Here is a 26,620-nt window from a genome sequence, read left to right as displayed (position 1 = left end):
GGGATGCGGGGATGTTCGGGCACACCACCTGCGCCTGGTACCAGGGCTGCAACACCCCGGCCAGCGGCTCGGAGGCCGACCACAAGAGGAGCTTCTCGGCCGGCGGGTCCACGAGCGCGGACAACATTCAGCCACTCTGCTCGGACCACAACCGGCTGAAGTACCGCAGGGAGACCAACCCCGACCAGTCCGTCTGGCAGGGCCGCCCCTCCCACCGCAACCGGAACAACAACAACGACAAGGGTGGGGGCAAGGATCAGGACGGGGACCCCGACCCAACCCCTACTCCCACACCCACACCTGAGGAGCGGTAACCCCCGCCAAGGCCCTACCGGCCCACGCCCCCACGCGCCCCGATGCCCTGGCGCCCTCCCGAGGGGTTCGCCGCACACCATGACCAGCCGCGACACCCGACCCGTCAACGCTCCGGCGGTGTGGCAGGCATCGGCCCCCAGGCCGAGGGGTCCGCAGCTCAGAATGACCGGCCGTGACACCCGACTCGTCAACGCTCCGGCGGCGTGGCAGGTATCGGCCGTCAGGCCGACCGGGGTTGCCCGGCCGCCAGGCCGGGGCCGCTCGGACCTCAACCACCCGTCCCCCTTTCCCGATAGCCGCCAACCTGCCGTCGTAGCGGAGCGGGTCAAGGTGGAGCGCCAATGACGCGCGAAGCGCTCGATGGCGACGACCTTGAGGCGCGTAGCGGAGACGGCCACAATCGGGCGGCGGGAAAGGAGGACACCCCAGCCCAGAGAAGGAGCCCCAGCCAAAGACGGCAATCCGCAGCACCCTGATGCACCAGCACCCTGATACATCGGCACCCTGATACACCAGCGCCCTCATACAACGCCCCCGCTGCCCTGATCCCGTCCGTCCGGGGCGGCCCCACCAGGACCGGGCCCCCACCCCACCAGGACCGGGGCTCCCCACCCCACAAGCGGCGGGCGCGGGCGCAACTGCTAACTTTTCGTGGCGAAGCGTGGCCTTGGGGTCACAAGGTCACGAACTGGGTGGTGCGGGTTGGCGCGAGAGCGTCGTACGGAAAGTGTCCTGGCATGGGTCGGAGCGGGTGCGGTAGCGGGGGCGCTGCTCTTGGCGTTGGTCACCGTGGGCCTGCACGGCACGGGCCGGGACGATGGGTTGTTCGCGACCGCAGGTTGGGGCTGGTTCTTGGTCTGCCTGATCGGCGGGTTCACCTTGATGCAGGGGGTGCGCTGGAAGCGTGAGCACGCCGAGCACACCGACGACGCCATGGAGCCGGAGGCCGGCTGGGACTACGTGGTCTCCTTTGCTCTCGTGGCGGCCCTCGTGTGGCTCATCGCGGGCCACGGCGCGCTCCTGGGAGCGGACGCGGACGCGGACGGGTTCAGCGGTCTCGCACCGAGTGAGCTCCGCATGGGGATCGTTGTCTGCGCGACCGCTCTCGGTCTGCTGCTCATGCTCACTGTCGTGCGCCGCCCCCTCTTCCACCCCCGGGCCCGCTCCCTGCCCTCCTTCAGCGCGGGCGTGCTGGCCGTGGTCTTGGTCGGGGTGACCGCTCCGGTGCTTACCGGGATCGCCGACGAATCCGACGACCTCGACGTCCGGCACGCTGTCGCCGAGGACCCGCCCGAAACCGCACCGGTCCCGGATCGGGTGCGGGAGGCCGGTTGGCGGTGGGAGCCGGACGGCCTCGGGACGATCGACCGGATCGTGCGGGGAGCCCACGGGCCGTTGGTGGTGCTCAGAGAGGGTGTGGTGTCCCTGGACGGGACCGACGGCACGGAGGTCTGGTCCTACCGGCGTCCCGTGTCGGAGGAGCCAGTCAGCGTCTGGGTCGGCAACAGCCAGGCGTACGTCACCCACACGCCGAAGGAGGATCCCGACCCCGATAGCGACGGTTCCGATAGCGACGGTTCCGATAGCGACGGTTCCGATGGGGACGGTTCCGATAGCGACGGTTCCGACGGGGACGGCGACCAAGAGCCGCGCGTCACCGAGGTGTTCGACCTGACCACCGGGGAGCTGCTCACCGAGTACACCAGGGCTCCGAACGAGGGATCGGACGAAGGCGGAGACGTACTGGGGTGGTCGGACGGCATACGAGTCCGGATCCACCACGACGATCACGCACTGCCGTGGGGGATGAGCGCCTGGAAGGCGGAGTCCGGAGAGGAACTGTGGTTTCAGGGATTTGCCACCGAGGAGGGAAGCGCCTGCGAGGGCAGGTCTCCCCGGGTGTTCGCGGACACGGTCGTGTACGCCGTCGTCTGCGTCGACGAGGACGACCTCGCCGGGCCGGAGCCGTACTCGCAGTACATCAACCTTGATCATGACGTCCCCTCGGAGTTCAGGATCGTGTCCGTGGACCTGCGCACCGGGCAGGAGCGGTGGAGTTACGAGCGCGACGACTGGGAAGAGGCGTTCCTCCCCGGCCGTCCGCGAGTGGCGCCGGGTGGGGCAGACGGTGAAGACGCCCTCGTCGTGCTGCGCCATTGGCGGGATGCGCCCGGTCTCCTGCTGGACCCGGACACCGGAGAGGAACTCCTGCACCTCAGCGAGGAAGTGCTGGAAGATGAAGCGCTGGAAGATGACGAAGACCTCCGGATGGAGCGGGTGCTCGATGCCGACGCCGACGGGGCGACCGTGCACTTCCAACGGGGTACCGAAGGGTCCGAGTTCCATCGTGTCGACACCGACGGTAACCGCACCGAACTGGTCGGGGCGGGCGGTGTCTACCTGGACAGTTCCTCGGAGAACCACGTCGTCCTAGCGGACCAGGTGCTGAACTACGCCAATCACTATTCGCAGTACGAGGAGCGGGCGCAGATTCTGGTGTCCTCCCCCGGAGAACGGCTCGGCCACGGGCTGGACAACCGGATCGCCTTGGCGGAGCAGAAACCCGTCGAACAGCTGGTGGCCGTCCCCGGCGGGGTCGCCGTCCTGACGGGCGGCCGGTTGGACGCGCACGTGGAAGGGCTGGTGCCGTGATGCGGCGCATCCGTGAGATCAGTGCGGACACCCTCTGGCGGCTGCTCGCCTGGGGCGGCACCGGCGCCGTCCTCGGTGGCGCCCTGGTAATCGCGTCCGCCCTGCTGCTGAGTCCCGCAGAGTGGCCCGGGGCGACCATGCTCCACTGGGGGCTGTGCGGCGCGGTGGTGCTGCTCGCCGCGGTCTGGGCACTGAAGGGCGGTGAGCAGCGGCCCGTGGACCAGTACGACCCCAACCCGGGCGAGGGTTCGGGGATGATCCGGGCGGCCGCCGCCCTGGTGCTGTTCCTGGCGTTCCACGTGGCCCTGCGGGAACTCCCTGGTGCTCGGGGTGAGACCGGCGTCCCGGACGAGCCCGAAGATCGGGTGGCCGGGGAGGAAGCGGTCCTGCCCGACGTCCTGGTCGACTTCGCGTCGATCTCCGACCTCTGGTTCATGGGTGCGCTGGCACTGCTGGTGGGTGCCGGGGCGCTCGCCGTGGGCGGACGCCCCGAACCACTGCGGCCCGCAACGGGGTGGCCCCGCCGCCAGGCCGTTCTGGCCGGGCTGCTCCCGGTCGTGGTGCTGACGGCGTTCGCCACTCCCACCGTTCTCGAACGGGACCCGGCCGTGCACACGCTCGCCGGGCCGCGCACCGCTGCCGGAGCGAGTACCGCCGCCGAACCCTTCGGCCAGGCCGAGGCGGCAGCCCTGGAGGACGGGGACGACGCGGCCTGGGTGTGGGAGCACCCGGAAGAGGGTTCGGCGGGCGAGGCTGAGGTGGTCGCCACGGGCTACGGTGCGCTGGTCGTCGGCGGCCAGGGGGTGTGGGCCCTGGACAGCCGGGACGGCACTGAGCGCTGGCGGTTCCAGCCGGTCGGCGAGGTCCTGTGGGCCGACGCCAGCTTCGACGGCGAGCGGGTCGCGGTGCTGTACGAGGACGCCGAGCGGGAGGAACACCAGCAGAGGTCGCTGGCCGTTCTGGAGGCCGGTACGGGGAAGCTGGTCGGTGACCACCGGATCCACCGGAAGGTGGACGAGGTGCTCCTGACCACCACCACGTTCGTGCAGGTGGAGGAGGACGTCCTCTCGGTCCGGGCGCACGAGCAGGAGGGGACGGAGGACGAGGCCCGGTACGCACCTGAGGCGGGGTGCCGACAGGTCGGTGCCCCGGTCCTCGCGGGCCCCAGGATCCTGGTCCCCGAGGAGTGCACGCCGGACCCCGAGGACCGGGAGGGCGAAGACGACCGGGAGGGCGACGACGACCGGGAGCACGAAGTGCGGCTCCTGCACGAGGACGGCAGCCCGTACGGCGGCCACGACGTCCCCGGTCCGGTGGAGGAAGTGGATGCGGCCCCGGACGGCTGGGCCGCGGTGGTCCGCTACGGCGGCGACGATCCCGGCGTGCTGGCCTTCCAGAGCAGGGCCGGCGACGTGATCGCCGAGGACCTGCCCGCCAGTGCGGTCCCCCTTCGGGGAGAACGGTTGCTGTACACCGAGACCGAAGAGCCCGAAGGGACCGAAAAGCCCGAAGGGACCGAAGAGCCCGAAGGGACCGACGGCGCCGACCGGGTCGAGTACCGCATGGTGCAACCGCAGGTCGCTGTACCCCGGGGGGAGACCGCTGAGCCCGAGGCCCTGGAGAGCCTCGTGTTCACCGCCCAGCACCCCGACCCGGACAGCGTCATTGCGGATTCCGGAGTGTTCGCGGCGGTCCACGCGGGCGACGAGGAGCCGACCGCCCTGCTCGTTGCAGAGTGGGGATCCGACCCCGTCACGATCCCGCTCGACACGGCAGCCGAGGGCCTGTCCCCGGACGGTTCCCCCTTCGGTGTGGCACTTGCCCCGGAGACGGTTGTGGTCTCCGGCCTTTCCGCCGGGGACCGTGCCCACGTCGTCGGTGTGGGCCCCGGCCCCCGGGGCTGACCTGGTTCGAGCCACCCCCGGAATGCGGTAAGGTTTTACCTGTTGGCGGGGTCGGAAACGGCCGCCGCGCAGCGGACGGGACGTAGCGCAGTTTGGTAGCGCACTTGACTGGGGGTCAAGGGGTCGTGGGTTCAAATCCCGCCGTCCCGACAGAGAAATAGCAGGTCGTTGAGGGGCTCGTCGTCAGGCGGGCCCCTTTCTGCGCCCTGGGCGTGGTGGAAGAGGGGTTGAACCGGCGTCGGTGGGCGTTGAGCGCGGGTGCAGCAAGGGGGTGCCGCCGAAAATGTGTACCCATGCCTGGTGATAAAGTCCACGCCGTCGTGGTGTTCGGGAAGCCGGTGTAAGACCGGTGCGGCCCTCGCCACTGTGATCGGGAAGGTCATGCGCTCCCGCGAACGGGGTCACTGGACCACAGGGTGGTCTGGGAAGACGCTGCGTGACTGTTCGACCCGTCAGCCAGGAGACCGGCCACGGCGTGTCCGATCCATCCACGAGGTGTGGAAAGGCGGCCCTGGCCTTGTTTGCCGTGCCTTCTGTCCGTCCCCCTTCTGCCCGCCCCCCTACTGTGCGAGTCACCGGTCATCGGTTCCCCCGCCGTGCGCCCGCGGTACTGTCCGCCGCGGTATTTCTGTTGGCAGGCTGCACAAGCGCCGAATCCGACTCCTCGTCCGCGGCCTCCGACGGCCTCGGCGTCGAGAACTGCGGCATGGAAGTCGAGTTCGACGCCCCGCCGGAGCGCATCTTCGCCATGAACCTGACCACGATCGAGAACCTGATCGAGCTGGGCGTCGAGGACCGCATCGTCGGCGCCGTCGGCGACCTGGACCGCATGCGCGAGGACCTGAAGCCCAAGGCCGAGGACATCGACGTCCTCGATCCCGGCGGGGAGGACTACCCGAGCTCCGAAGCGATCCTGGAGACCGAACCGGACTTCATCTACTCGGTCTATCCGAGCGCGTTCCGGGAGGACGGAGGGGTCGCCAGTCGCGAGGAACTGCACGATCTCGGCGTCCAGAGTTACCTCTCACCCGGCCGCTGCCCCGACCGCGACGACGAGCAGCCGCTGGAGTTCGACGAGATCTGGACCGAACTGCGCGAGGTCGGCACGCTGCTCGGAGCCGAGGACCAGGCCGAAGAGATCGCGGCCGAACAGCAGGAGGCCCTCACCGCGGTCCGCGCCGACCTGCCGGACGATGTCGGGGACCTCGACGTCTTCTGGTGGGACATGGGTACCGGCGACGGTCCGACCGCCGGAGGCTGTTGCGGAGCCCCCGGCATGATCCTGCGCGAACTCGGCGTGAACAACGCCTTCGACGACCTTCCCGACCACTGGTCCAGTACCAGCTGGGAGCAGGTCGTCGAGCGGGACCCCGACCTCGTCGTCGTCGCCGACTTCGGCGGGGACGACGTCGACGACAAGCTCTCGTTCGTCGAGGACGACTCGACACTGCGTGAGCTGCGGACGTTCCGTGAGGACGCGGTCGTCGTGCTGCCGTTCGCGCAGACCACCCCGGGACTGCAGAACGTCACCGCCATCGAGGAGATCGGCGCGTACCTCGCCGACGGTACCGACCAATGAGACTCGCCCCCCGCCAAAAGGCCCAGCAGCCCACGGCCGCGCCGCCCGGTAGGGGCCGGTCGCTGGGCGTCATGTTCCCGGTCGCCTTCGTACTGCTGGCGGTGTCGATCGGCGTCTCGGCCACCATCGGACAGAGCGACCTGTCGGTCCGCGAGGTGTGGACCGTCGCGACCGACCGGCTCGGCCTGGCCTGGTTGCGTATCGACATGCTCGGGCTGTACGGCGTCGACGGCGTCACCGACCTCCGCGCGAACCTCGTGTGGGAGATGCGTCTGCCGCGCGTGCTCGCGGCGGCGCTGGTCGGCGGCGGCCTCGCGATCGTCGGTGCCGTGATGCAGACCCTGACGCGCAACCCGATGGCCGACCCCTATCTGCTCGGCATCTCCTCGGGCGCGTCACTCGGGGCGGTCGCGGTGATCGTCGCCGGCCTGAGCATCGGTAGCCTCGGCGTGGCCGGCGGCGCGTTCGTCGGCGCGCTGGGCGCGTTCATGCTCGTGCTGGCTCTCGGGCAACGGTCCGGCCGGCTCACGCCCACCCGCATGATCCTCGCCGGGGTCGCCGTGGGGGCCTTTGCCTCCGCCGTCACCTCCTTCCTGATCATCTGGGTCGCCGACCCGCACGCCACCCAGGAAGCGCAGTTCTGGCTGTCCGGGTCGTTGGCGGCGGCGCGGCTGCCGACCGTGTACACCATGGCGCTCGCCGTGCTGATCGGGCTGCTGGTCTTCGGTGTCGCTGCCCGGCAGCTGAACGCGTTCGCGTTCGGCGAGGACACTGCCACCAGCCTCGGCATCAACGTCCAGCGGACCCGGTGGGTGCTGTTGGTCGTATGCGCCCTTGTGACCGGCGTGCTGGTGGCCGGCTCCGGGACCATCGGGTTCGTGGGGCTGCTGATCCCGCACGCTGTGCGGGCGCTGGTCGGCCCGGACCACCGGCTGGTACTGCCGCTCTCGGCGCTCGTCGGCGCGACGTTCCTCATCTGGGTCGATGTTGTCGCCCGGGTCGCCTTCGATCCGCGGGAACTGCCTGTCGGCATCATGACCGCGATGCTGGGCGTGCCGGTGTTCCTGTGGATTCTGAGACGCAAGGTAGATCGCTGATGACCCACCTCGCTTACGGCGAATCGCTCACGGCCGCCGACGTTTCCTGGTCGGTCGACGGAAAGCACATTCTCGCGGATGTCGACGTGGAGGTCCCCACCGGGAGTTTCACCGGACTCCTCGGTCCGAACGGGTCGGGCAAGTCGACCCTGTTGCGCGGGCTCGCGCGGCTGGGGGAGCTCGACGAAGGTGTCATCCACATCGGCTCCGACAACGTGCACAGGCTGCCGCGCCGCGCCCTGGCCCGCCGCCTGGCGCTCGTGGAGCAGCGTTCCGGCACCGACATCGACCTCAGCGTGCTGGACGTGGTCCTCCTCGGCCGCACCCCCTACCGGTCTGCCCTGCAAGCGGACTCGGACACGGACGTGGCCATCGCGATGCACCAGCTCGAACGGGTCGACCTCGTTCCCCTCGCTCACCGCCGCTGGCACACGCTCTCCGGCGGCGAACAGCAGCGCGTCCATCTCGCGCGGGCCATGACGCAGGAACCGTCTCTGCTGGTACTCGACGAGCCGACGAACCACCTCGACGTCGGTCACGCCCTCCAGCTGTTGGCGATGGTGGAGCACTCCGGGCTGACGGTGCTGGCTGCGCTGCATGACCTGAACCTGGCCGCGGCGTTCTGCGACCGCCTCGTCGTGCTGCACCAGGGACGGGTCGCGGCCTCGGGGGTCCCCGAGGAGGTGCTCACCGCGGACTTGCTGGCCGAGGTCTACGGTGTCGAGGCGGACGTCGCCACGCACCCGAGGACCGGGCGTCCACACCTGTGGTTCCACCCGCCGACCATGCCGCACTGAGGCGCGCCGGGCCCACCAGCGGCAGTGGCTGGTGGACACTCACCGCACCCCTGACCACGGAGGCTGAGCACAACTACAACGAACCCTGCGCCAGGGAGGGGTGGCGACCGGAGGGCACCGCCTCCGAGCGGCTCGGAGGTACGGCCATGAGGGCTGACGGCGGTGCGGCACGGCTCCGCCACTCCGCTACGGCGTTGCCGCCGACGAGGGAGGCGGGGCCGTCGATGTCGACGCGCACGTGAGAGCCGGGGCGCAGCGGGGTCGCCCCGTGGGCCCGGGCCCGCAGGCGGCCGGCGTTGCTGAGGACGGCGCTTCCCGCCCGGTCGAGGGGTTCCAGCAGCAGGGCCGCGTCGTGGCCGTAGAAGTGGACGTCGGTGACGACCGCGTTGGCCCGTGCGCCCGCGTTCTCGGTTGCTGGCCGAACCCGCACCTGTTCCGGCCGGAGAATCGCCACCGGCGGGTGAGCGCCCCTCTCGGTGCCGGCACTTCCTGTGCCAGCGGTCCCGTCGGTCCAGTCCAGCTCGACACCACAGCACCGGAGTCTCCCGGAGGCGGGAGCGTCCAGCACGATCACGTCGCCGAGGAGGAGCGCGACGTCGAGGTCGGCCGGACGGGCGTAGACGTCCCTCGGTGCGCCGACCTGCGCGATCTTCCCGTCCCGCAGCACCGCGACCAGGTCGGCCATGCTCATCGCTTCGGCCTGGTCGTGGGTCACCAGCAGGGCGGTCGTCCCCGAAACCCTGAGGACGCGCACGACGTCTTCCCGCAGCTCGGTGCGCAAGCCCGCGTCGAGTGAGCTGAACGGTTCGTCGAGCAGGATGAACCGGGGCTGCGGCGCCAGCGCCCGGGCCAGTGCGACCCGTTGCTGCTGGCCGCCGGAGAGCTCTTGGGGCATCCGGCGGCCGAAGCCGCTCAGCCCCACCAGTTCGAGCATCTCTCCGACGCGGTCCCGGGATCCCCGTTTCGACTCCAGACCGAACGCCACGTTGCCGGCGACGGAGAGGTGCGGGAAGAGGGCGCCTTCCTGCGGCAGGATGCCGACCCCCCGCCGATTCGGTTGGACGTGGTCCTGCGGGCTCGCCACGACGCGCTCGCCGATCCGGACCCGGCCGCGCAGTGGTTGATGGAATCCGGCGATGGTGCGCAGCAGGGTCGTCTTGCCGCATCCCGAAGGCCCCAGGACCGCGGCGATCGACCCGCTGGGCACGGTGAGGTCCACTCCGTCGAGGACGGGCGGGCCGCCGTAACCGGCCCGGATCCCTCGAAGCTCCACTTCCGCCATCAGTTCTCACCTTCCGACCCGGGGGTCACCGTGTTCGAGGGTTTGTGCCGATCAGCCTGGCCAGCCGCGCGGCGGTCCTGCGTTCCTTGTTGGTCCGCTCGATGACGGCGAAGCCCAGGACCAGCGCGGGGACCATCGCGATCAGGATGAGCGCCAAGGCGTAGGGGGCGGCCGCGCCGTACAGCATGCGGTTGGTCAGGGCCCACATCTGAGTGGCGAGGGTGTCGTCGCCGGTCGGCCGCAGGAGCAGGGTCGCGGGCAGCTCCTTCGCTGCCGTGAGGAACACCAGCGCCACGCCGGCCGCGATCCCCGGTGTGGCGAGCGGCAGCGTCACCCGGGCATGGGTGACGGCGCTGCCCTTCCCGAGCGAGCGCGACACCTCCTCCAAGCGCGGAGGCGCAGCCGCCACCCCGGCCCGGACCCCCGCGATCGCCAGCGGCAGGAACAGCACGCCATAGGCGAGGATCAGCAGCGGGGTCTCCTGGTACCACCCCGGTACCAGCCGGATGCCGACGAAGACGAAGGCCAGCCCGATCGTGATGCCGGGCAGGGCGTAGCCGATGTAGCTGATCGACTCCAGGAAGCGCGCGAACCGTCCGTCGTGCCGAGCAGCCAGGAGTGCGACGGGGAAGGCCAGCACCACCGCTGCCAGGGCACCCATCGCGGAGAACGCGAGGGTGTTCACGGTGGCGTCCACCAGCCGGTCCGGGTGGAACCCGCGGGAGTTCCCGGCGACGAACCAGCCCGCCACGGTGGCGACCGGTACGCCGATGGCGGCCACCAGGAGGGCGACCGACGCGAAGAAGGCGGGCCATCTGGCGCGGCCGAGAGGGACGACCGGAGGGCGCCCCATCACGCCCTTGCCGACCCGCACCTGGCCGAAGCGGGCCGCCCGGCCGCGCGCCCGCCGTTCGGCGATCATGATGACCGCCGCCACCAGCACCAGTACGCACGCGAAGATCGCCGCCGGGGTGCGGTCGAACCCCGACCGGTAGCTCACGAAGATGTTGATCGTGAGGGTCTCGTACCGCATCAGCGAAGGGGCGGCGAAGTCCGCCAGCGTGTAGAGCGTCACCAGCAGTCCTCCGGCCAGCACGGCGGGGCGCACCCCCCGCACGGTCACCAGGAAGAAGGTGCGCACGGCGCCCTTGCCCAGCGACCTCGCGACCTCTTCGGTGGCTAGGTCGCCGCTGCGCAGGGCCGCCATCACCGGCAGCATGACGTACGGGTAGGTTCCGAGCGTCAGCACCAGGAAGACTCCGGTGAAGCCCGCGATCTCCGGCCAGATGGAGATCCAGGCGGGTGCGGCGACCAGGGTCGGGGTCGCCAGCGGCAGCGCGAAGAGCACGCCCATCGTGCGGCGGAACGGCAGGTCGCTGCGGGCGATCAGCCAGGCGCAGGCGACGCCGATCACCAGGCACGCGATGGTCACCGTGCCGGCGAGCAGTCCCGTGCGCCACAACAGCTCGGCGGTCCGTTCCGAGACCACGTGGTCCACCGCGAGTCCGAAGCCGCGTTCGAACGCGCGCAGCACCAGGTAGACGAGAGGAACCAGGACGAAGGCGGCGACCGCGACCGACGCCGCCGCCAGGACCGGTGCCCGCCAGAGGAGCCCGGTCTTCAGGGCGACGACCCGCCTGGGCGCTGCCCTCCGAGGCGGGCCGTCGTGTTCAGCTCGCTGCAGCATGGCGCCGTCACAGCAGACCGGCGTCTTGCAGCATGTCCAGGGTCCCCTCCATCGAGGCGACCTCGCCCAGCTCCATCGCGGGGGGACTGAGCTCGCTGAGGGGTACGAGGTCGTGCTGTGTGGATTCGACCCCTTCCCGGATCGGGTACTCCGCGGTGTCGTCGGCGAAATGCTGCTGCGCGGACTCCGACACCATGAATTCGACGAGTTCGTTCGCCTCGTCCTGCATATCGCTGCTCTCGAGTACCGAGATTCCGGCGATGACCACCAGCCCCAGGGGGTCGCCGCCGGTTATGTGGTGCGGCTCCCAGTGAACGTTCTCTTCGCCGAACTCCTCGGTCTGCACGATGTGGTAATAGTGATTGACCATGCCGATCTCGACGGTGTTGTTCTCCACGCCCTCGATGATGGCCCGGTTGTTGTCGAACGGCTCCGGATCGTTCGCGGCGAACTCGGTGAGCCACTCTTCGGTCCAGTCGTCGCCCTCGATGGTCCTCAGGCCGCTGACGAAGGACTGGAACGAGGAGTTGCTCGGGGCGAAGCCGATCTCTCCCTGCCAGCGCTCGTCGGTCAGTTCGTCGATACCCTCAGGCAGTTCGTCGGGGGAGAGGACGTCGGGGTTGTGGGCGACCACACGGGCCCGGGCGGAGGTGGCGACCCAGGAACCGTCGTCGGCCTGGTACTCCTCAGGGACTTCCGAAAGCACGCCGTCGGAGAGGGTGGCGATCTGCCCGGCCTCGGCGAGGGCGTTGATACCGCCGACCTCCAAGGTGAAGAAGACGTCGGCCGGAGTCGCTTCGCCCTCCTCCAGGATCTGGGCGGTCATCTCCGCGCTGTCGCCGTAGCGGACGTCGAGCTCGATGCCGGTCTCTTCCTGGAACTCCTCGACCAGGGGGTCGATGTTCTCCTCTTCCCGGCCGGAATAGAGGGTGAGTACGCCCTCCTCGGACTCGTCCGCGTCGTCTTCGAAGGCCCCGCACGCCGTAAGGGCAAGAACAAGAACAAGGGTCGCAGAAGCACTGCGGATCGTCCGTTTTCCATTTCCACTGACCGGCTTCGAACCCACCGCGACTCCTCGCCATTGTCTTGATTTGAGGAGTTCCACTGTAGTACTGAAAGCGCTTGCTGAAAAGCCCGTCAAACCCTTGTTTCAAGGGTTACTATCCGCGTCTAGCTGATTCATATCACGACTGTCACTGGCGATTTATAACGGTGGTTATATTCGATTTATCGCGGCTGTTATCTCCTTCTGGATAATGGAATTCCATGCTGCTCGGGGGCTGGCTCAGAGCACGGTTCCGACCACCTCCCACACGACACCGGCGACCAGCAGCAGGCAGATGACCGCACCGGCGTAGAAGGCCCAGTGCGGCTTGACCACGCGCAGCAGTCGCCGCCCCACGAGGACCGCGAGCGCGGCCACCACCAGCAGTGCCGCCAGCGCACCGGCGTACACCTCGGCCGGTGCCCCGAACCGTGCCGCCAGCGAGATGGTGAGCAGTTGCGACGGGTCGCCGAACTCGGCGAACAGCAGCACCACGAACGACGTCGTGATCACCCTGAAGCCGGTGGCCGGTTTCGCCCGCGCGGCGACGGCCTCCTCGGCCTCAGCCAGTTCCTCTTCCTCGGCGTCGGCTTCCCGATGGTGTTCGCGGGCCTCCCGGAACAACAGGACCGCGCCGATCAGGAACAGGCAGCCCGCGACGACGGCGACCGGCGTGCGGGGCAGCAGGGTCACCGCCGACCCCAAGGCCACCGCGACCCCGGTCTGCACCGTGAACGCCGCCGCGGCACCGAACCAGACCAGCAACGGCCGGTAGCGGGTGGCCAGCACCAGCGTGGCCAGGAAGGTGGTGTCGGGCAGCTCGGCGAGGAACACGGTTCCGAAGGTGAGGACGAGCGCCAGCAGGTCCATCAGGGTCTCGCTCTCACTGCGTCCGGTCAGGTCTCGGGCGGTGGCCCGGTCGTCGCCGCGTGGTTGTCGAGCTCAGCGGCGTAGACGTTCTCGGCGAACTCGTTCAACGCCTCGGCGCAGGCTTCGGCGGCTTCTCGCGCCTGCACCCCGCGCGGCGCTCCGAGCGTGTCACGGGCGCTGATCTTGTCCAGCCAGGTACGCAGCTTGGCCAGGTCCTCCTCGTTCTCCTCGAGCTCGGCGTAGGTGAACTTCTCGGCCTTGGTCTCCTTCTCGAGCTCGGCGTGGAAGTCCTCGCAGCGCCCGAGCAGCTCGGCGTACTCGGCGTCCCGCGCGGTGTTGAACCCCGCGACGATCTGTTCGGAGCCCACGAGACTCTCCGCCCGCAGCAGCTGACCGGAGCCGCCCATGTCCTCGACCTCGGCCCGCAGCTTGCGCATGGCCCGCTCCGCCGACGACGACTCCGGCAGCGCCGCGACGGAGTTGGCCAGGTAGATGGCGCCGGCGGCCTTGAGCCGCCGCCACACCATGGCCCGCAGACGGGACGGTTCACTGGGTACCCGGTAGATCAGAAGCAACCAGGTGGCGTTCGCGCTCAGGGCTCGCACCCCTCTCCGGGCAGCGGTGTCCGTGCTCTCTCCTTGACGGCTTCGGCGGCCATCACAGCACCACCACAGAACGCAGCACCCCGCCGTGGTGCATCTTGTCGAAGGCGGCCTCGACGTCGGCGATCCCGATCTCCTCGGTCACGAACGCGTCCAGGTCCAGTCGCCCCTGCTGGTACAGGTCGACCAGCATCGGGAAGTCCCGTGAAGGCAGGCAGTCGCCGTACCAACTGGACTTCAACGCGCCCCCTCGGCCGAAGACGTCGATCAGCGGCAGTTCCGGCACGGTCATCTCCGGGGTGGGCACCCCGACCAGGACGACGGTGCCGGCCAGGTCGCGGGCGTAGAAGGCCTGCTTCCACGTCTCCGGCCTGCCCACCGCCTCCACCACCAGGTCGGCGCCCTCGGCGTCCTCGTAGGTTCCGGCGCAGATCCGCTTGATCTCCGCCACCGGGTCGGACTGGGAGGAGTCCACCGTGTGCGTGGCACCCAACTCCTTGGCGGCCGCCAGCTTCTTGGCGTCGATGTCAACCGCGATGACCGGCGAGGAGCCGGCCAGTGCGGCGCCCGCGACCGCGGCGACGCCGACGCCGCCGCAACCGATCACCGCTGTCGAGCGGCCCCGGGTGGCCCCGCCGGTGTTGATCGCGGCGCCGAGGCCCGCCATCACACCGCAGCCGAGCAGGCCCACCGCGGCCGGCCGGGCCTGCGGGTCGACCTTGGTGCACTGTCCGGCGGCCACCAGCGTCTTCTCGGCGAACGCCCCGATCCCCAGCGCGGGGGACAGCTCGGTGCCGGCGTCGGGGCCGTCGGCCAACGTCATCTTCTGGGTGGCGTTGTGTGTGTTGAAGCAGTACTGCGCATCGCCGCGCTTGCACGCCCGGCACTGGCCGCAGACGGCACGCCAGTTCAGCACCACGAAGTCACCCGGCGCGACATCGGTGACGTCCGGGCCCACGGCCTCGACGACCCCGGCGGCCTCGTGCCCGAGCAGGAACGGGAACTCGTCGTTGATCCCGCCGTCCCGGTAGTGCAGGTCCGTGTGGCACACCCCGCAGGCCTGCACGGCGACCACAGCCTCGCCAGGTCCCGGGTCCGGGATGCTGATCGCGACCAGCTCCACCGGAGCGCCCTTGCTGCGTGCGATAACGCCCTCAACCTGTTGCACTGGTTATCCTCTCCTCGTTCGGACGGTCCGCGGGATCAGTTCGCCGGTCCGCGGCTGGTCGGGGTCGTTGGCCGCCGCCACCGCGGCCGTGACCCGGTCGTGGTCGGGCGAGAGATGGCAGACCGGGTCGGTGCGGGCCGCGTCGCCGGTGAGCGCGAACGCTTGGCAGCGGCAGCCGCCGAAGTCGATGTCGCGGCGCGGGCAGCTAGTGCACGGCTCCGGCATCCACGCGGTCCCGCGGAACTTCTGGAAGACCGGCGACGACCGCCAGATCCACTCCAGGGAGTGCTCGCGCACGTTGGCCGGGGGCAGCCCGTGTCCGCGGACCACGTCGTGCGCGGTCGGGCACGGCAGCGCCTCGCCATCGGGGACGACGGTGAACTGGCGGCGGGCCCACCCGTCCATGCAGGGCTTGGGGTAGCGGCTGTAGTAGTCGGGGATCACGTAGATGATCGCCATCCGGTCCCCGAGGCGTTCCTTGGCCGCCCGGACGACGGTCTCGGCCTGAGCCAGCTGCTCCCTGCTCGGCAGCAGTTCGCTCCGGTTGAGTCCGGCCCAGCCGTAGTACTGGGTGTTGGCGAGTTCGATGCGGTCGGCCCCGACCTCGTCGGCCAGGTCGAGGATGCCGCCGATCCGGTCGATGTTCTGCCGGTGGAGCACGACGTTGAGGGTGAGCGGCCAGCCCAGCTTCTTCACCAGTGCCGCGACCTGCAGCTTGCGCCGGAACGACCTGGTGCCGGCGATCCGGTCCGAGAGCGCTTCCTCGTCGGCCTGGATGCTGACCTGGACGTGGTCGAGGCCCGCGGCACGCAGGTGCTCGGCGCGGCGCTCGGAGAACCCCAGCCCGCTGGTGATCAGGTTGGTGTACATCCCCAGCCCGTTGGCGTGGCCGACCAGGTCGGCGATGTCGTGGCGCCGCATCGGCTCGCCACCGGAGAGGTGCAGCTGCAGCACGCCCATGTCGGCGGCCTCGGTGAAGACCCGCTGCCACTCCTCGGTTCCCAGCTCGTCGCGGTAGCCCTCCATCTCGAGCGGGTTGGAGCAGTAGGGGCACTGCAGCGGGCAGGCGTAGGTGAGTTCGGCGAGGAGCCCGAAGGGCTGTTCGAGCGGCTCGTCGGCGCCACCGGGGTGCGGGACGGCGGGGTCAGTCATCGTCCGCCTCCATCCCGCGGCGGGCGATGAGGTCGGCGATGTAGTCGCGGGCCTCGTCGGCGGCGACCGCACCGTACCGGCTCCGCAACTCGGCCCGGATCTCGGCGACGGTGCGCTGTCCGTCGCACAGTTCCACGATCTCGGCGCCGGTGGGATTGAGGATGAGGATCGTTTCCGGTGAGAGCAGCACGTGCTGGCCGCGTGCGGCGTCGAACCGCATCCGGACACCTGCCGCCAGACGGGGCCGGGCGGTATCGTCCATCCCCGGCTGCGCGGCGGAGTCCGACTCGGCGGCCGCCATCTCAGTGGCTCCCATAGGCCTGGTCCATGGCATCGAGCATGCTCCAGAGGACGTCGCACTTGAAGGACAGCGCCGCGATCGCGGCCGCTTGGCCGTCGGGTGTCACGCAGTGCTTGCGCACCACCTCCAGACCGTGTTCGGAGTCGCGGGGCGCCTGGTCGATCCGCACGCGGAAGTAGGCCAGTTCCGCGGGGTCGATCCAGGTGTAGTGGCGCTCGAACGCCGCGAGCCGCTCCGCCATCAGGTTGGGTGCGAACAGCTCGGTCAGGGAGGAGGCCACCGCCTCGACCCACGGCCGGGTGCGGGTGAACGTGACGTAGGCGTCCACGGCGAACCGCACCCCCGGCAGCAGGTGCCGCTCGTCGGTGATCTCCTCCCGGGTGAGCCCCACGGCCTCACCGAGCCGGAGCCAGGATTCGATACCGCCGCCCCCGTCGGCGGTGCCGTCGTGGTCGGTGATCCGCTGCACCCAGCGGCGCCGGACCTCGCGGTCGGGGCAGTTGCTGAGGATCGCGGCGTCCTTGCGCGGGATGTTCGCCTGGTAGTAGAAGCGATTGGCCACCCAGCCCCGGATCTCCTCCCTGCTGGACCCGCCGTCGTTCATCCGGCGGTGGAGGGGATGCTGGTGGTGGTAGCCCTTGACGTGGGCGCGGAGCGCTTCCTCCAGGCCGTCGGGGGAGAGGGTGTCGGCTGCCAGAGAATCGGATGTCGGTACTGCGGTCATCTCGCTCCTCAGATCTCCAGCTCCAGCCCGTCCTCGGCGACTTCCATGCCGTGGCGGGCGAGGGTCTCCCGCTCCGGCGAGTCTTCGAGGAGGATGGGGTTGGTGTTGTTGATGTGGATGTAGATCCTGCGGTCGATCGGCAGGGGTGACAGCCGCTCGAGGCTGCCGTCCCGGCCGCTGATCGGCACGTGGCCCATGTCGCGGGAGGTCTTGGCGGCGAGGCCCAGGTCGGGCATCTCGTCGTCACTCCAGCAGGTGCCGTCGACCAGCAGCCCCGACGCTCCGGCCGTCTCGCCGAGGAGCTCGTCGCTCAGGTGCTGGACACCGGGCAGGTAGACGAGGCTCTTCCCGCTGTGGTCGTCGGTGATGCGGTAGCCCACGACCCGGCCGTAGCTCGGGGCGCCGTGGAACCGCATCTTCTTCTCGGTGGGGACGTCGAAAGCGCGGTAGGACAGCCCCTCTCCCAGGGGAACCGTGGCGCCGGGCAGAACCGGCTCCCACACGACCGGGCAGTAAGCCTCCAGGGTCCGCCCCAGCCCCGTTCCGTTCATCAGGGTTTCCCGCACCGACCCGGTGGCGTGCACCCGCAGCCCCCGTCCCTCCCGCATCAGCAGCAGGCCGAGGGTGTGGTCGAGTTCGGCGTCGGTGAGCAGGACCGCCCGCAACCGCACCACCCGGCCGTCGTCGGGGTGCAGCGCCGGGAACGCCTCGATCTGCGCTCGGATGTCCGGTGAGGCGTTGAACAGGTACCACTGCTCCCGGTCGGCACTCACCGCGATCGAGGACTGGGAACGCGGCACACAGGGCCGCGACCCCGTTCGCACCGCCCGGCACGGCGGACAGGTGCAGTTCCACTGCGGGAACCCGCCACCGGCGGCCGAACCCAGCACACGTACCCACACGGGCCGAGCACCCCTTTCCTGGTGTGTCCGCGTCAGATGCTTCAGCGTTCGCACACGATGTCTGAGGGGCGCGGACGCCGGGCCGGAGTGCCCCGGCCCGGCGTCCGTCACCTCCTGGGGGTCAGTCGTCCCAGACGAACACGTAGGCGGTCGCTTCCGCGGAGACCCTGACCTCCGTGACGGTGGGGGACACCCATTCCTTCGTTTGCTCCATAGAGCTCTCCTTTCTCTGCGGCCGTCCTGTGTGTGGCTGACCCGTTCAGGACGGGAATCATTCCGGACGGGCTCAGTCGGGCCTTGGATCTCAGTCGGGCAGTGCGAAGGCGATCAGCGCGCTGCCGTGGCCCGCGGCGAGCATGCCGGGAATGATGCCCTCGAGCCATCCGCCCCAGCCGACAGGCACGACGACGTACTGCTTGCCGTTGACGGTGTAGGTGGAGGGACTGCTGTGGTGGCCGCTGCCGCACTGGAACTGCCACAGCTTCTCGCCGGTCTCGGCGTGCAGCGCGAGGAACTCGCCCGTCGGCGTGCCCGCGAACACGAGGTTGCCCGCGGTGGTGAGGGTCGAGGCCGCCATCGGGTGGTCGAGCCGGTAGCGCCACTTCTCCTCACCGTGGGAGTCGAAGGCGCTGATCGAGCCGGCCATGTTGTCGATGTCCACCTGGACGGCGGCACCCCAGTAGGGCATGCCTTCGCGGAACTCCCGGCGCCTCCGGGTGGCTGTGGCGCCGACGTCGGCGACCGGCACGTAGAACGTGTCGTGCTCGGGGTGGTAGGACGCGTGCGTCCACTCCTTCGCGCCGGCCGGTCCGGGGTAGAAGTGAACGGGGTCGCCCTCCTTGTCCGGGTACTTCCGCGGTGTCACCTTGCCGTCGCGGGTGATGACACCCCAGTCGATCCGGTCGACGAAGGGGGTGACGTGCTGCAGCTGGCCGTTGGTGCGGTCCAGAACGAAGAAGTACCCGTTCTTGTCGAAGTGGCCGAGCAGCTTCTTGCCGTCCCGCTCGAACAGGATCATCTCCATCGTGGAGTCGTAGTCCCACAGGTCGTGCGGGGTGAACTGGTAGTGCCACCTGATCTCACCGCTGTCGACGTCCACGGCGACGACGCTGTCGGTGTAGAGGTTGTCCCCCGGGCGCACTTCGCCGTCGAAGTCCGGGGCCGGGTTGCCGGTACCGGCGTAGTAGAGGTTCAGTTCCGGGTCGTAGGTGCCGGTGACCCAGTGGTTGGCGCCGCCGCGGGCCCAGGACTCGTCGTCGGGCCAGGTGTCGCCGCCGGGCTCGCCCGCCTTGGGCACCGTGTAGGTGCGCCAGCGGTGCTCGCCGGTCTCCAGGTCCCAGCAGTCGATGTGGCCGCGGACCCCGAACTCGCCGCCGGAACTGCCGGTGATGACCGTGTCCTTGATGACCGTCGGGGCGAGCGTGGCGCTCTCGCCGGCCCGGACGTCGCCGATCGTCTTCTGGAAGACCTTGTCGCCGTTGGTGGCGTCGAGGCAGACCAGCTGGGCGTTGGCCGTGACGAAGTAGACCCGGCCGTTGGCGACCGCGCAGCCGCGGTTGACGTTCCCGCAGCACAGCGAGACGTCGAAGGGCACCGCGTGCTTGTAGCGCCAGAGTTCCTGGCCGGTCTCGGCGTCGAGGCACCAGAACCAGCCGTCCCAGCCGGTGACGTACATGACGCCGTCGACGACCAGGGGGCTGGCTTCGAAGGCGTAGGTCGAGGCTCCGGCGATCTGCCCCGACATGCCCGCCTGGAAGATCCACGCGGGCCCGATCCGGTGCACGTTGTCGGTGTTGATCTGGTCCAGGAGGCTGTAGCGCTTCCCGTCGTAGTCGCCGTAGTAGGTCATCCAGTTGTCCGGCTCCGACCGTGCGGTGCGGAGGCGCTCGCCGTCGACGTTGCTCGTGTTCGGTGCTGTGCCCTTGACGGCGCTCAGCGCGCCGTGGTCGATCGCTTCGCCTGCGTCGATGTATTCGGTCGTCATGAGTTGTCCCTCGGGGTCGGACGCGGCTGGGGCGGCCGGTCGAGACGTGCCTCGGGCGGGACCTCGCCCCGCACGACGATCGCGGCGGTGAGGCCGCGCCCTTCGTCGTTGCCGGCCGGTGAGCTGTACCAGTAGTAGCCGGGGCCGTCGAGGTTGAGCTTGGCCCGGCCCTTGGAGTGGTTCAGCAGCCAGATGAACTTCTGGTCGCCGTTGCTGGGAAGCAGGCAGGCGTGGGTGTTCTTGTCGTCGTTGATGATCGTCAGCTCGAGGTCGCCGCCGCGGGGCAGGACCAGGATCGCGGGATCCCAGCTGAGCGTGTCCTCTTTGATCCGGATGGTGGCTTCCATCGTTCCGTCGTCGCGCACCGTCGCTTCCGCGATGGAACCGGTGCCGAGTACCTGCCCGATGGTCGCTGCGTTCTGGGTGTCCAATCCGAGCTCGCGGACCAGCACCGACGGCACCTCAGCCATCGTCATCGGACATCACCTCCGCGTTGAGATTTCGCCAGTGAAGCCTGGAGAGGGTTGCCACGCTAGGCATAGGCCAGCCCGTCCGGTACCCCTCGCCGCCCGGCCCCCGAAGGGCGCCGTTCGCAGCCCGGGCGAGACCGTTCGCAGTGACGCCCGTCACATTCTGCGGTGTGGCGCCCGTCACGGTCGGCCGCGTGGCGGCCGTCCCGGTCGGCTGCATGACCGCTGTCACCGGCCGACGCGTAGCGGCCGTTAGGTTCTCGGGGTGACCGCGGGCAGGTCCAGGCACATGACCTTGTCCCACGCGGCCGCGAAGTCGCGGACGAACCCCTCCTCGGCGCCGTCGGCCGCGTACACCTCCGCCAGCGCGCGCAGCTCCGAGTGGGAACCGAAGACCAGGTCGACCCGGCTGGCGACCCACACGGATTCGCCGGTTCGCCGGTCGCGCCCCTCGTAGGCCGACGCCTCTCCGCGGTGGTCCCGCCGGGGTTCCCACTCGGTGCCGGGGTCGAGCAGGTTGACGAAGAAGTCGTTGGTCAGCGTGCCCGGGGCCTTGGTGAACACGCCCTGGGCCGACTGTCCCTGGGTGGCGCCCAGCACCCGCAACCCGCCCACCAGCACCGTCATCTCCGGTGCGCTCAGGGTGAGCTGCCGGGCCCGGTCGACGAGGAGGTGTTCGGCCGGAATCCGGGCATGCTTGCCGACGTAGTTGCGGAACCCGTCGGCAGCCGGTTCCAGCACGGCGGACCAGTCGGGGTCCGTCCACTCCTGGGCGGCGTCGGTGCGTCCCGGCCGGAAGGGCACCTCGATGACGTGGCCGGCCCTGCCCGCGGCGTGCTCGATCGCGGCGCAGCCGCCGAGAACGATCAGGTCCGCCAGCGAGACGCGCTTGCCGTCGTCCCGGGAGCGGTTGAACGCCGCCCGGATCCGTTCCAGTACGCCCAACACCGCCCCGAGCTCGTCGGGGTCGTTGACCTCCCAGCCGCGTTGCGGTTCGAGGCGCAGGCGCGCGCCGTTGGCCCCGCCCCGCCGGTCGCTGGCACGGTAGGTCGAGGCCGACGCCCAGGCGGTGAGGACCAAGCGCGCGGGGGACAGCCCCGAGCCGATGATCTGGCGCTTCAGGTCGCCGATCTCCTCGGCGCCGACGAGTCCGTGGTCGACCTCGGGCACCGGATCCTGCCAGATCAGCCGCTCGGCGGGCACTAGCGGACCCCGGTAGTGGTGGATCGGCCCCATGTCGATGTGGGTGAGCTTGAACCAGGCCCGCGCGAAGGCGTCCGCCAACCATTCCGGATGGGCGAGGAAGCGCCGGGCGATCCGCTCGAACCCCGGGTCCTCGGCGAGGGCGAGGTCGGTGGTGAGCATCGTGGGGTGGTGGGTCACCGACGGGTCGAAGGGATCCGGGACCGTGCCGACGCCCCCGCCGTTGCGCGGCACCCACTGCCACAGCCCCGCGGGACTGAGCTCGACGTCCCAGTCGTGGGCGAACAGCGTCTCGAGGAAACTGTTGTCCCACGCGGTGGGGGTGGCGGTCCAGATCCCCTCCAGCCCGCTCGCGACGGCGTCCGCGCCCGTGCCCTCACCGTGGGAGCATGCCCAGCCGAGTCCCTGCGCCTCGATCGGGGCCGCCTCGGGCTCGGGGCCGAGCGCCGTGGCGGGGTCGGCCTTGCCGTGCGTCTTGCCGAAGGTGTGCCCGCCGGCGATCAGCGCCACCGTCTCCTCGTCGTTCATCCCCATCCGGCGGAACGTCTGGCGGATGTCGCGGGCCGAGGCCACCGGGTCGGGCTGGGTGGCGGGGCCCTGGGGGTCGACGTAGATCAGCCCCATCTCGCTGGCCGCCAGCGGCTCCTCGAGGTCGCGCACACCGCTGTGGCGCTCGTCCGTGAACCAGGTGTCCTCGGGCCCCCAGTAGGTCTCGTCGGGCCTCCAAGCGTCCTCGCGGCCGCCGGCGAACCCGAAAGTCCGCAAGCCCATGCACTCCAGCGCGCGGTTCCCCGCGAAGATCATCAGGTCCGACCAGGACAGCTTGCGCCCGTACTTGCGCTTCACCGGCCACAGCAGCCGGCGGGCCTTGTCCAGGTTGCGGTTGTCCGGCCAGCTGTTCAACGGGGCGAAGCGCTGCAGGCCCGAGTTCGGGCCGCCCCGGCCGTCACCGGCACGGTAGGTGCCGGCGAAGTGCCAGGCCATCCGCAACACGAGCGGGCCGTAGTGGCCGTAGTCGGCGGGCCACCAGTCCTGCGACGTGGTCAGCACCCGGTCGACATCACGGGCCACCCCGTCCAGGTCCAGGGTCTCGAACTCGGCGGCGTAGTCGAACTCCGCCTCCCACGGGCCCGTGTCCCGGCGGGACCGGTCGAGGACGCGCAGGTCGAGCCGGGCCGCCCCCCAGCGGTGCGGGCCGCCGCCCGGCGCGTCCCGGGCCGCCGAGTGCCCGTGTCGCCCGGCTGGTTGGGGCCGCCCGGCTCGGCGGCGTGCGCCGATGGCCTGGTCGTAGGTCTTGTCGACGTAGGCGTCCGGGTTCTGGGGCATACCGTTCCTCCAACACCTGGACTTCAGATGCCCAAGGCGTGCCGTACCGCGCGGGTGTTGCGCCGGGAGACGGGCACCATCGTGTTCTCCGGGTCGTCCATCACCAGGTACAGCTCGCCCTTGTCCCGGCGCTCGACCTCGCGGATCCGGTTCAGGTTCACCACGTACCGGCGGTGCACACGGAGGAATCCCGTGTACGCCAGCTCGTGGTCGAGCTTGTCCAAGCTGGCGGAGGCCGCCTGCAGCCTGCCCTGGTCGGTGGTCAACCAGACGTCGCTGCCCTCCGCCTTGGCCAGCGTCACTTCGGGATGGCGCAGCAGCACCATCCGGTTCTCCCGCATGCCGACCACGCGGTGCGGCTGTGTCGGCTCCTGACCGCACGTGGAATGGGGTGCCGTCTCCGCGGTCGGCATCTGCTCACCGTCGGAGACGGTGAACGTGATCAGGTGTCCGACCAGGCTCCCGTAGTGGAAGACCGGGCGGATGCCGATCGGCGAGGGCTCGTCGGCCAGGTGGGTGCTGATCTGGGTGGACCCGACCCAGTCGGAGTCGCGGCCGGCGCGCTGCGTGGCGTACCGGGCGGCGCGGATGAGTTCGGGCAGCTGCGGGTTCCAGCGCACCGCGGGGTCGACGGCGGGGGAGTCGGCGGGCACTCCCAGCAGGGCCGCCACCGTGTCGTCGGCGATCACCACTTTCCCCGCGGTGTCGACCGCGGCCAGGGGTGCCCTGGTACTGCCCCGGCCGTGGTTGAACGCCGCGAGCAGTTCGGCGCCGCCGTCGCGAGCGCGCATCCGCAGTCTTCTCTGGGTGTGGGTGGCGGCGTTCGCCAGCCAGGTCGGAGCGGGACCGGGCAGGTCACCGCGCCAGCAGGAGATGTTCAGAACGGCGAGCGGTTCCTTGGTGACGGCGTCGCGTACCGCGGCGCCGGCGCAGGACCACTCGTGGAAGGCCTGGCACCAGTGCTCCTCGCGCCGGACCAGCGCGACGCTCGGTGTTGCCAGCGCGGTGCCCATGCCGTTGGTGCCCACGGCTCCCTCGGCCCAGCAGTACCAGGGCGCGAGACTGGCGTCGGTGGCGACCGCACGGGTCTCTTTGTCGCCCCATTCGGCGAGGATCCTGCCGTTGGCGTCGGCGACCGTGACGATCCCGCCCAAGTTGGCGATCTCGTGCGCAATGGAGGCGGCCCGAAAGCCCAGTTCGGTGAAGACGACGTCGTGTTCCAGGGAATGGGCTACCTCGCTGACCGCCACCGGGGCTTCGGAAAGGTAGGGGTCGACGTTGTACTGGTCGCGGCTGCGTTGCCAGGAGATCGCCACCTCGGGGCGAACTCCGCGGATCTCGTTCTCGCCCTGTACGAACTGTTCCCACGCTCCGTACAGCGAGACCGTGCGTTCGGGGAGGGGTCCTAGTCGTGGCGTAGTGGACATGGGGGGCCGCCTCTGCTCCGCTCGCTGGGCGGCGAGCCCGGCTCTTCGAGTGGCTGGAGCGGGCCGCCGTCGTCGACATTCGGAGGTGTGTTGTCAATCACATAGGCCCAGGGTGGCATACGACATGCCGTGATACCAGGGGTTCTCTGCTGTTACCCGAACGCGGGGTCGGCGATGTCCTCCGCGGCCCGGAGCACGCGGAGGATGTTGCCCCCGGCGAGTTTGGCGAGATCCGAGTCGGACCAGCCACGGTCGGCGAGGGCGGCGAAGAGCCGCGGATAGCCCGCCACGTCCTCCAGCCCTTCGGGCATCGGGTCGTTCCCCATGTAGTCGCCCCCGATGCCGACATGGTCGATGCCGGCGACCTCGCGGACGTGTTCGATGTGCTCGACGACCTGCGCCAGGGTGGCGGTAGGCGGGGGCGACTGCTCGGTGAGCCTCGCCATGAGTGCGTCGTAGGCCGCCTCACCCTTGGCGACGCCCCGGTGCCGGGCTTCCCGCCGGGCGTCGGCGTGCCATCGGGCGACCTCCGGGGAGACGAACGCGGGCAGGAACGTCACCATGCACACCCCTCCGCCTGCCGCTAGGGTCTCGAGCACGTCGTCGGGCACGTTGCGCACGTGGTCGCAGAGCGCACGGGCGGAGGAGTGGCTGAAGATCGCGGGTGCGTCGGTGACCCGCAGCGCGTGGCGCATCACCTCCGGCGAGGTGTGGGAGAGGTCGACCAGCATGCCGATCCGGTTCATCTCGTGCACGACCTCCTCGCCGAACCCCGAGAGCCCGCCCAGGACCGGTTCGTCGGTTGCCGCGTCGGCCCAGCCGACGTTCCGGTTGTGGGTCAGGGTCAGGTAGCGCACCCCAAGCAGGCGCATCGCCCGCAGCACCGCCAGCGAGCCGCCGATGCAGTGCCCGCCCTCCATGCCGAGCAGTGACGCGACCCGCCCGCGCGAGTTCTCGACCTCGTCGGCGGTGGACGCCAGCACCAGCCGGTCCGGATGCCGGGCGACGAGGCGCCGCACCAGGTCGATCTGCTGCAGGGTGGCGGTCACGGCCGCCGACCCCTGATGCAGCTCTGGGGAGACGTAGACCGACCAGAACTGGCCGAACACACCGCCGGCCGCCAAGCGGGGCAGGTCGGTGTGCAGGTCCGGTACCACCTTGGTCAGGTCGACCTGTTCCAGGTCCCCGTACTGCTGCCGGATCGCCCAGGGGAGATCGTTGTGGCCGTCGATCAGCATCGTCATGGTCGTGAGCCTCACAGCCTTAGCCGACCGAGGCAACCGTTCCTCACCAACACCGTTTTCTTAGGGCGGTGGTCCGAGGGCGGTTGTCCGAGGGCGGCCGGGATTGCTTCGGTGGGGGTTGCCTGCTCTGGTGGGGGTTGCTTTTCGGGTTGGGGGTTCCCTCCTTTCCCGCCGCGCGATTGTGGCCGTCTCCGCTACGCGCGTCAAGGTCGTCGCCATCGAGCGCTTCGCGCGTCATTGGCGCTCCACCTTGACCCGCTTCGCTGCGACGGCGGGTTGGCGGCTATGGGAAAGAGGGGCAGGGTGGTTGAGGTCCATGCCGGGTCGGCCTGGCGGCCGATGCCTGCCACGCCGCCGGAGCGTTGACGGGTCGGGTGTCGCGGCTGGTCATTCTCTGCTGCGAACGCCGAACGCCGAACGCCGAACCCCCTCGGCCTGGGGGCCGATGCCTGCCACACCGCCGGAGCGATGACGGGTCGGGTGTCGCGGCCGGTCAAGGTGTGCGGCGAACCCCTCGGGAGGGCTCCAGGGCTCCAGGGCTCCAGGGCTCCAGGGCATCGGGCGTGGGGCGGTAGGGCCTTGGCGGGGGGTTACCGCTCCTCAGATGTGGGGATGGAGGCAGGCTCTGGGTCGGGGTCCCCGTCCGAGTCCTCCCCCTTGTTGTTACTTCCCCGGTTTTGGTGGGAGGGGCGGCCCTGCCAGATGGGCTGGTCGGGGTTAGTCTCCCGGCGGTACTTGAGCCGGTTGTGGTCTGAGCAGAGTGGCTGGATGTTGTGTGTGCCACGCGCACAAAGAAAGGTTGAGAAGGAGGTAGGAAACCTTAATCGATGTGCTAACTGCGTGAAAGATGAAGGATATGGCCCTTCGGTGCCGCTCTTCGGGGAGGGGT

The 26,620-nt window shown here is 69.9% G+C and carries 22 protein-coding genes, 1 tRNA gene and 1 riboswitch; of the genes, 7 read left to right on the top strand and 16 right to left on the bottom strand.

Annotated elements, in window-relative coordinates:
- From ACYVDG_RS30350 to ACYVDG_RS30320, 7 genes are all read left to right on the top strand, one after another.
- Positions 1–314, top strand: a 314-nt coding sequence (locus tag ACYVDG_RS30350; RefSeq protein WP_460762426.1) for an HNH endonuclease signature motif containing protein, incomplete at its 5' end; no start/stop codon positions are given.
- 703 nt (positions 315–1,017) lie between these two features.
- Entirely contained in the window at positions 1,018–2,967 is a 1,950-nt protein-coding gene (locus tag ACYVDG_RS30345) for a hypothetical protein (RefSeq protein ID WP_460762423.1), read from the top strand.
- Positions 2,967–4,871: a hypothetical protein gene (locus ACYVDG_RS30340; protein ID WP_460762420.1), complete on the top strand. Its 1,905-nt coding sequence runs from the start codon at positions 2,967–2,969 to the stop codon at positions 4,869–4,871. Before ACYVDG_RS30345 ends, ACYVDG_RS30340 begins: the two co-directional genes overlap by 1 nt.
- Positions 4,872–4,947: 76 nt before the next feature.
- Positions 4,948–5,021 (top strand) — tRNA-Pro (locus ACYVDG_RS30335).
- 154 nt (positions 5,022–5,175) lie between these two features.
- Positions 5,176–5,358: riboswitch (cobalamin riboswitch) on the top strand.
- A 144-nt stretch (positions 5,359–5,502) separates the two neighbouring features.
- Entirely contained in the window at positions 5,503–6,450 is a 948-nt protein-coding gene (locus tag ACYVDG_RS30330; protein WP_460762414.1) for an ABC transporter substrate-binding protein, read from the top strand.
- A gap of 71 nt (positions 6,451–6,521) precedes the next feature.
- On the top strand, positions 6,522–7,547 hold the full coding sequence (locus tag ACYVDG_RS30325; RefSeq protein WP_460762410.1) for a FecCD family ABC transporter permease: 1,026 nt from the start codon (positions 6,522–6,524) through the stop codon (positions 7,545–7,547).
- Entirely contained in the window at positions 7,547–8,344 is a 798-nt protein-coding gene (locus ACYVDG_RS30320; protein ID WP_460762406.1) for an ABC transporter ATP-binding protein, read from the top strand. The genes ACYVDG_RS30325 and ACYVDG_RS30320 overlap by 1 nt, the downstream gene beginning before the upstream one ends.
- Positions 8,345–8,417: 73 nt before the next feature.
- Here ACYVDG_RS30320 and ACYVDG_RS30315 read toward each other — a convergent pair whose 3' ends face one another.
- The 16 genes from ACYVDG_RS30315 to ACYVDG_RS30240 all read right to left on the bottom strand — a co-directional run bounded on the left by ACYVDG_RS30315 (position 8,418) and on the right by ACYVDG_RS30240 (position 25,731).
- On the bottom strand, positions 8,418–9,626 hold the full coding sequence (locus ACYVDG_RS30315) for an ABC transporter ATP-binding protein (RefSeq protein ID WP_460762403.1): 1,209 nt from the start codon (positions 9,624–9,626) through the stop codon (positions 8,418–8,420).
- Between the two features lie 25 nt (positions 9,627–9,651).
- The gene (locus ACYVDG_RS30310) at positions 9,652–11,313 is read right to left on the bottom strand and encodes an ABC transporter permease (RefSeq protein ID WP_460762400.1); all 1,662 of its coding nucleotides are present in this window, start codon (positions 11,311–11,313) and stop codon (positions 9,652–9,654) included.
- 7 nt (positions 11,314–11,320) lie between these two features.
- Positions 11,321–12,379 (bottom strand): extracellular solute-binding protein, encoded by a 1,059-nt coding sequence (locus ACYVDG_RS30305; RefSeq protein WP_460762397.1) that lies wholly within the window; start codon positions 12,377–12,379, stop codon positions 11,321–11,323.
- A 219-nt stretch (positions 12,380–12,598) separates the two neighbouring features.
- Positions 12,599–13,228, bottom strand: coding sequence for a TMEM165/GDT1 family protein (locus tag ACYVDG_RS30300; RefSeq protein WP_460762392.1), 630 nt, complete (start codon positions 13,226–13,228; stop codon positions 12,599–12,601).
- Between the two features lie 26 nt (positions 13,229–13,254).
- Positions 13,255–13,833, bottom strand: a complete 579-nt coding sequence (locus ACYVDG_RS30295; RefSeq protein WP_460762388.1) for a Chromate resistance protein ChrB — start codon at positions 13,831–13,833, stop codon at positions 13,255–13,257.
- Between the two features lie 52 nt (positions 13,834–13,885).
- Positions 13,886–14,998: an S-(hydroxymethyl)mycothiol dehydrogenase gene (locus tag ACYVDG_RS30290; protein ID WP_460762383.1), complete on the bottom strand. Its 1,113-nt coding sequence runs from the start codon at positions 14,996–14,998 to the stop codon at positions 13,886–13,888.
- A gap of 3 nt (positions 14,999–15,001) precedes the next feature.
- Positions 15,002–16,150: a pyrroloquinoline quinone biosynthesis protein PqqE gene (pqqE, locus tag ACYVDG_RS30285; RefSeq protein ID WP_460762379.1), complete on the bottom strand. Its 1,149-nt coding sequence runs from the start codon at positions 16,148–16,150 to the stop codon at positions 15,002–15,004.
- Positions 16,143–16,466: a pyrroloquinoline quinone biosynthesis peptide chaperone PqqD gene (gene pqqD / locus ACYVDG_RS30280; RefSeq protein WP_460762375.1), complete on the bottom strand. Its 324-nt coding sequence runs from the start codon at positions 16,464–16,466 to the stop codon at positions 16,143–16,145. Before pqqD ends, pqqE begins: the two co-directional genes overlap by 8 nt.
- Positions 16,453–17,175 carry a pyrroloquinoline-quinone synthase PqqC gene (gene pqqC, locus ACYVDG_RS30275; RefSeq protein ID WP_460762372.1) on the bottom strand — a complete coding sequence of 241 codons (723 nt, stop codon included), beginning with the start codon at positions 17,173–17,175 and terminating at the stop codon, positions 16,453–16,455. Before pqqC ends, pqqD begins: the two co-directional genes overlap by 14 nt.
- An 8-nt stretch (positions 17,176–17,183) precedes the next feature.
- Positions 17,184–18,065 carry a pyrroloquinoline quinone biosynthesis protein PqqB gene (pqqB, locus tag ACYVDG_RS30270; protein WP_460762430.1) on the bottom strand — a complete coding sequence of 294 codons (882 nt, stop codon included), beginning with the start codon at positions 18,063–18,065 and terminating at the stop codon, positions 17,184–17,186.
- Positions 18,066–18,198: 133 nt separating this feature from the next.
- Entirely contained in the window at positions 18,199–18,291 is a 93-nt protein-coding gene (gene pqqA, locus ACYVDG_RS30265; protein ID WP_460762367.1) for a pyrroloquinoline quinone precursor peptide PqqA, read from the bottom strand.
- A gap of 90 nt (positions 18,292–18,381) precedes the next feature.
- Positions 18,382–20,061: a PQQ-dependent dehydrogenase, methanol/ethanol family gene (locus ACYVDG_RS30260; RefSeq protein ID WP_460762363.1), complete on the bottom strand. Its 1,680-nt coding sequence runs from the start codon at positions 20,059–20,061 to the stop codon at positions 18,382–18,384.
- A complete protein-coding gene (locus ACYVDG_RS30255) occupies positions 20,058–20,537 on the bottom strand; it encodes an MSMEG_3727 family PQQ-associated protein (RefSeq protein ID WP_460762360.1) in 480 nt (159 codons plus the stop codon). The genes ACYVDG_RS30260 and ACYVDG_RS30255 overlap by 4 nt, the downstream gene beginning before the upstream one ends.
- A 246-nt stretch (positions 20,538–20,783) precedes the next feature.
- Positions 20,784–23,060, bottom strand: a complete 2,277-nt coding sequence (gene katG, locus ACYVDG_RS30250; RefSeq protein ID WP_460762356.1) for a catalase/peroxidase HPI — start codon at positions 23,058–23,060, stop codon at positions 20,784–20,786.
- Between the two features lie 23 nt (positions 23,061–23,083).
- The gene (locus ACYVDG_RS30245) at positions 23,084–24,487 is read right to left on the bottom strand and encodes a LytTR family transcriptional regulator DNA-binding domain-containing protein (protein ID WP_460762352.1); all 1,404 of its coding nucleotides are present in this window, start codon (positions 24,485–24,487) and stop codon (positions 23,084–23,086) included.
- 152 nt (positions 24,488–24,639) lie between these two features.
- Positions 24,640–25,731 carry a dipeptidase gene (locus ACYVDG_RS30240; protein ID WP_460762349.1) on the bottom strand — a complete coding sequence of 364 codons (1,092 nt, stop codon included), beginning with the start codon at positions 25,729–25,731 and terminating at the stop codon, positions 24,640–24,642.
- Positions 25,732–26,620: the final 889 nt, after the last annotated feature.

It is taken from the genome of Nocardiopsis oceani (assembly GCF_054777395.1).
This window is presented reverse-complemented; position numbering and strand designations above follow the sequence as displayed.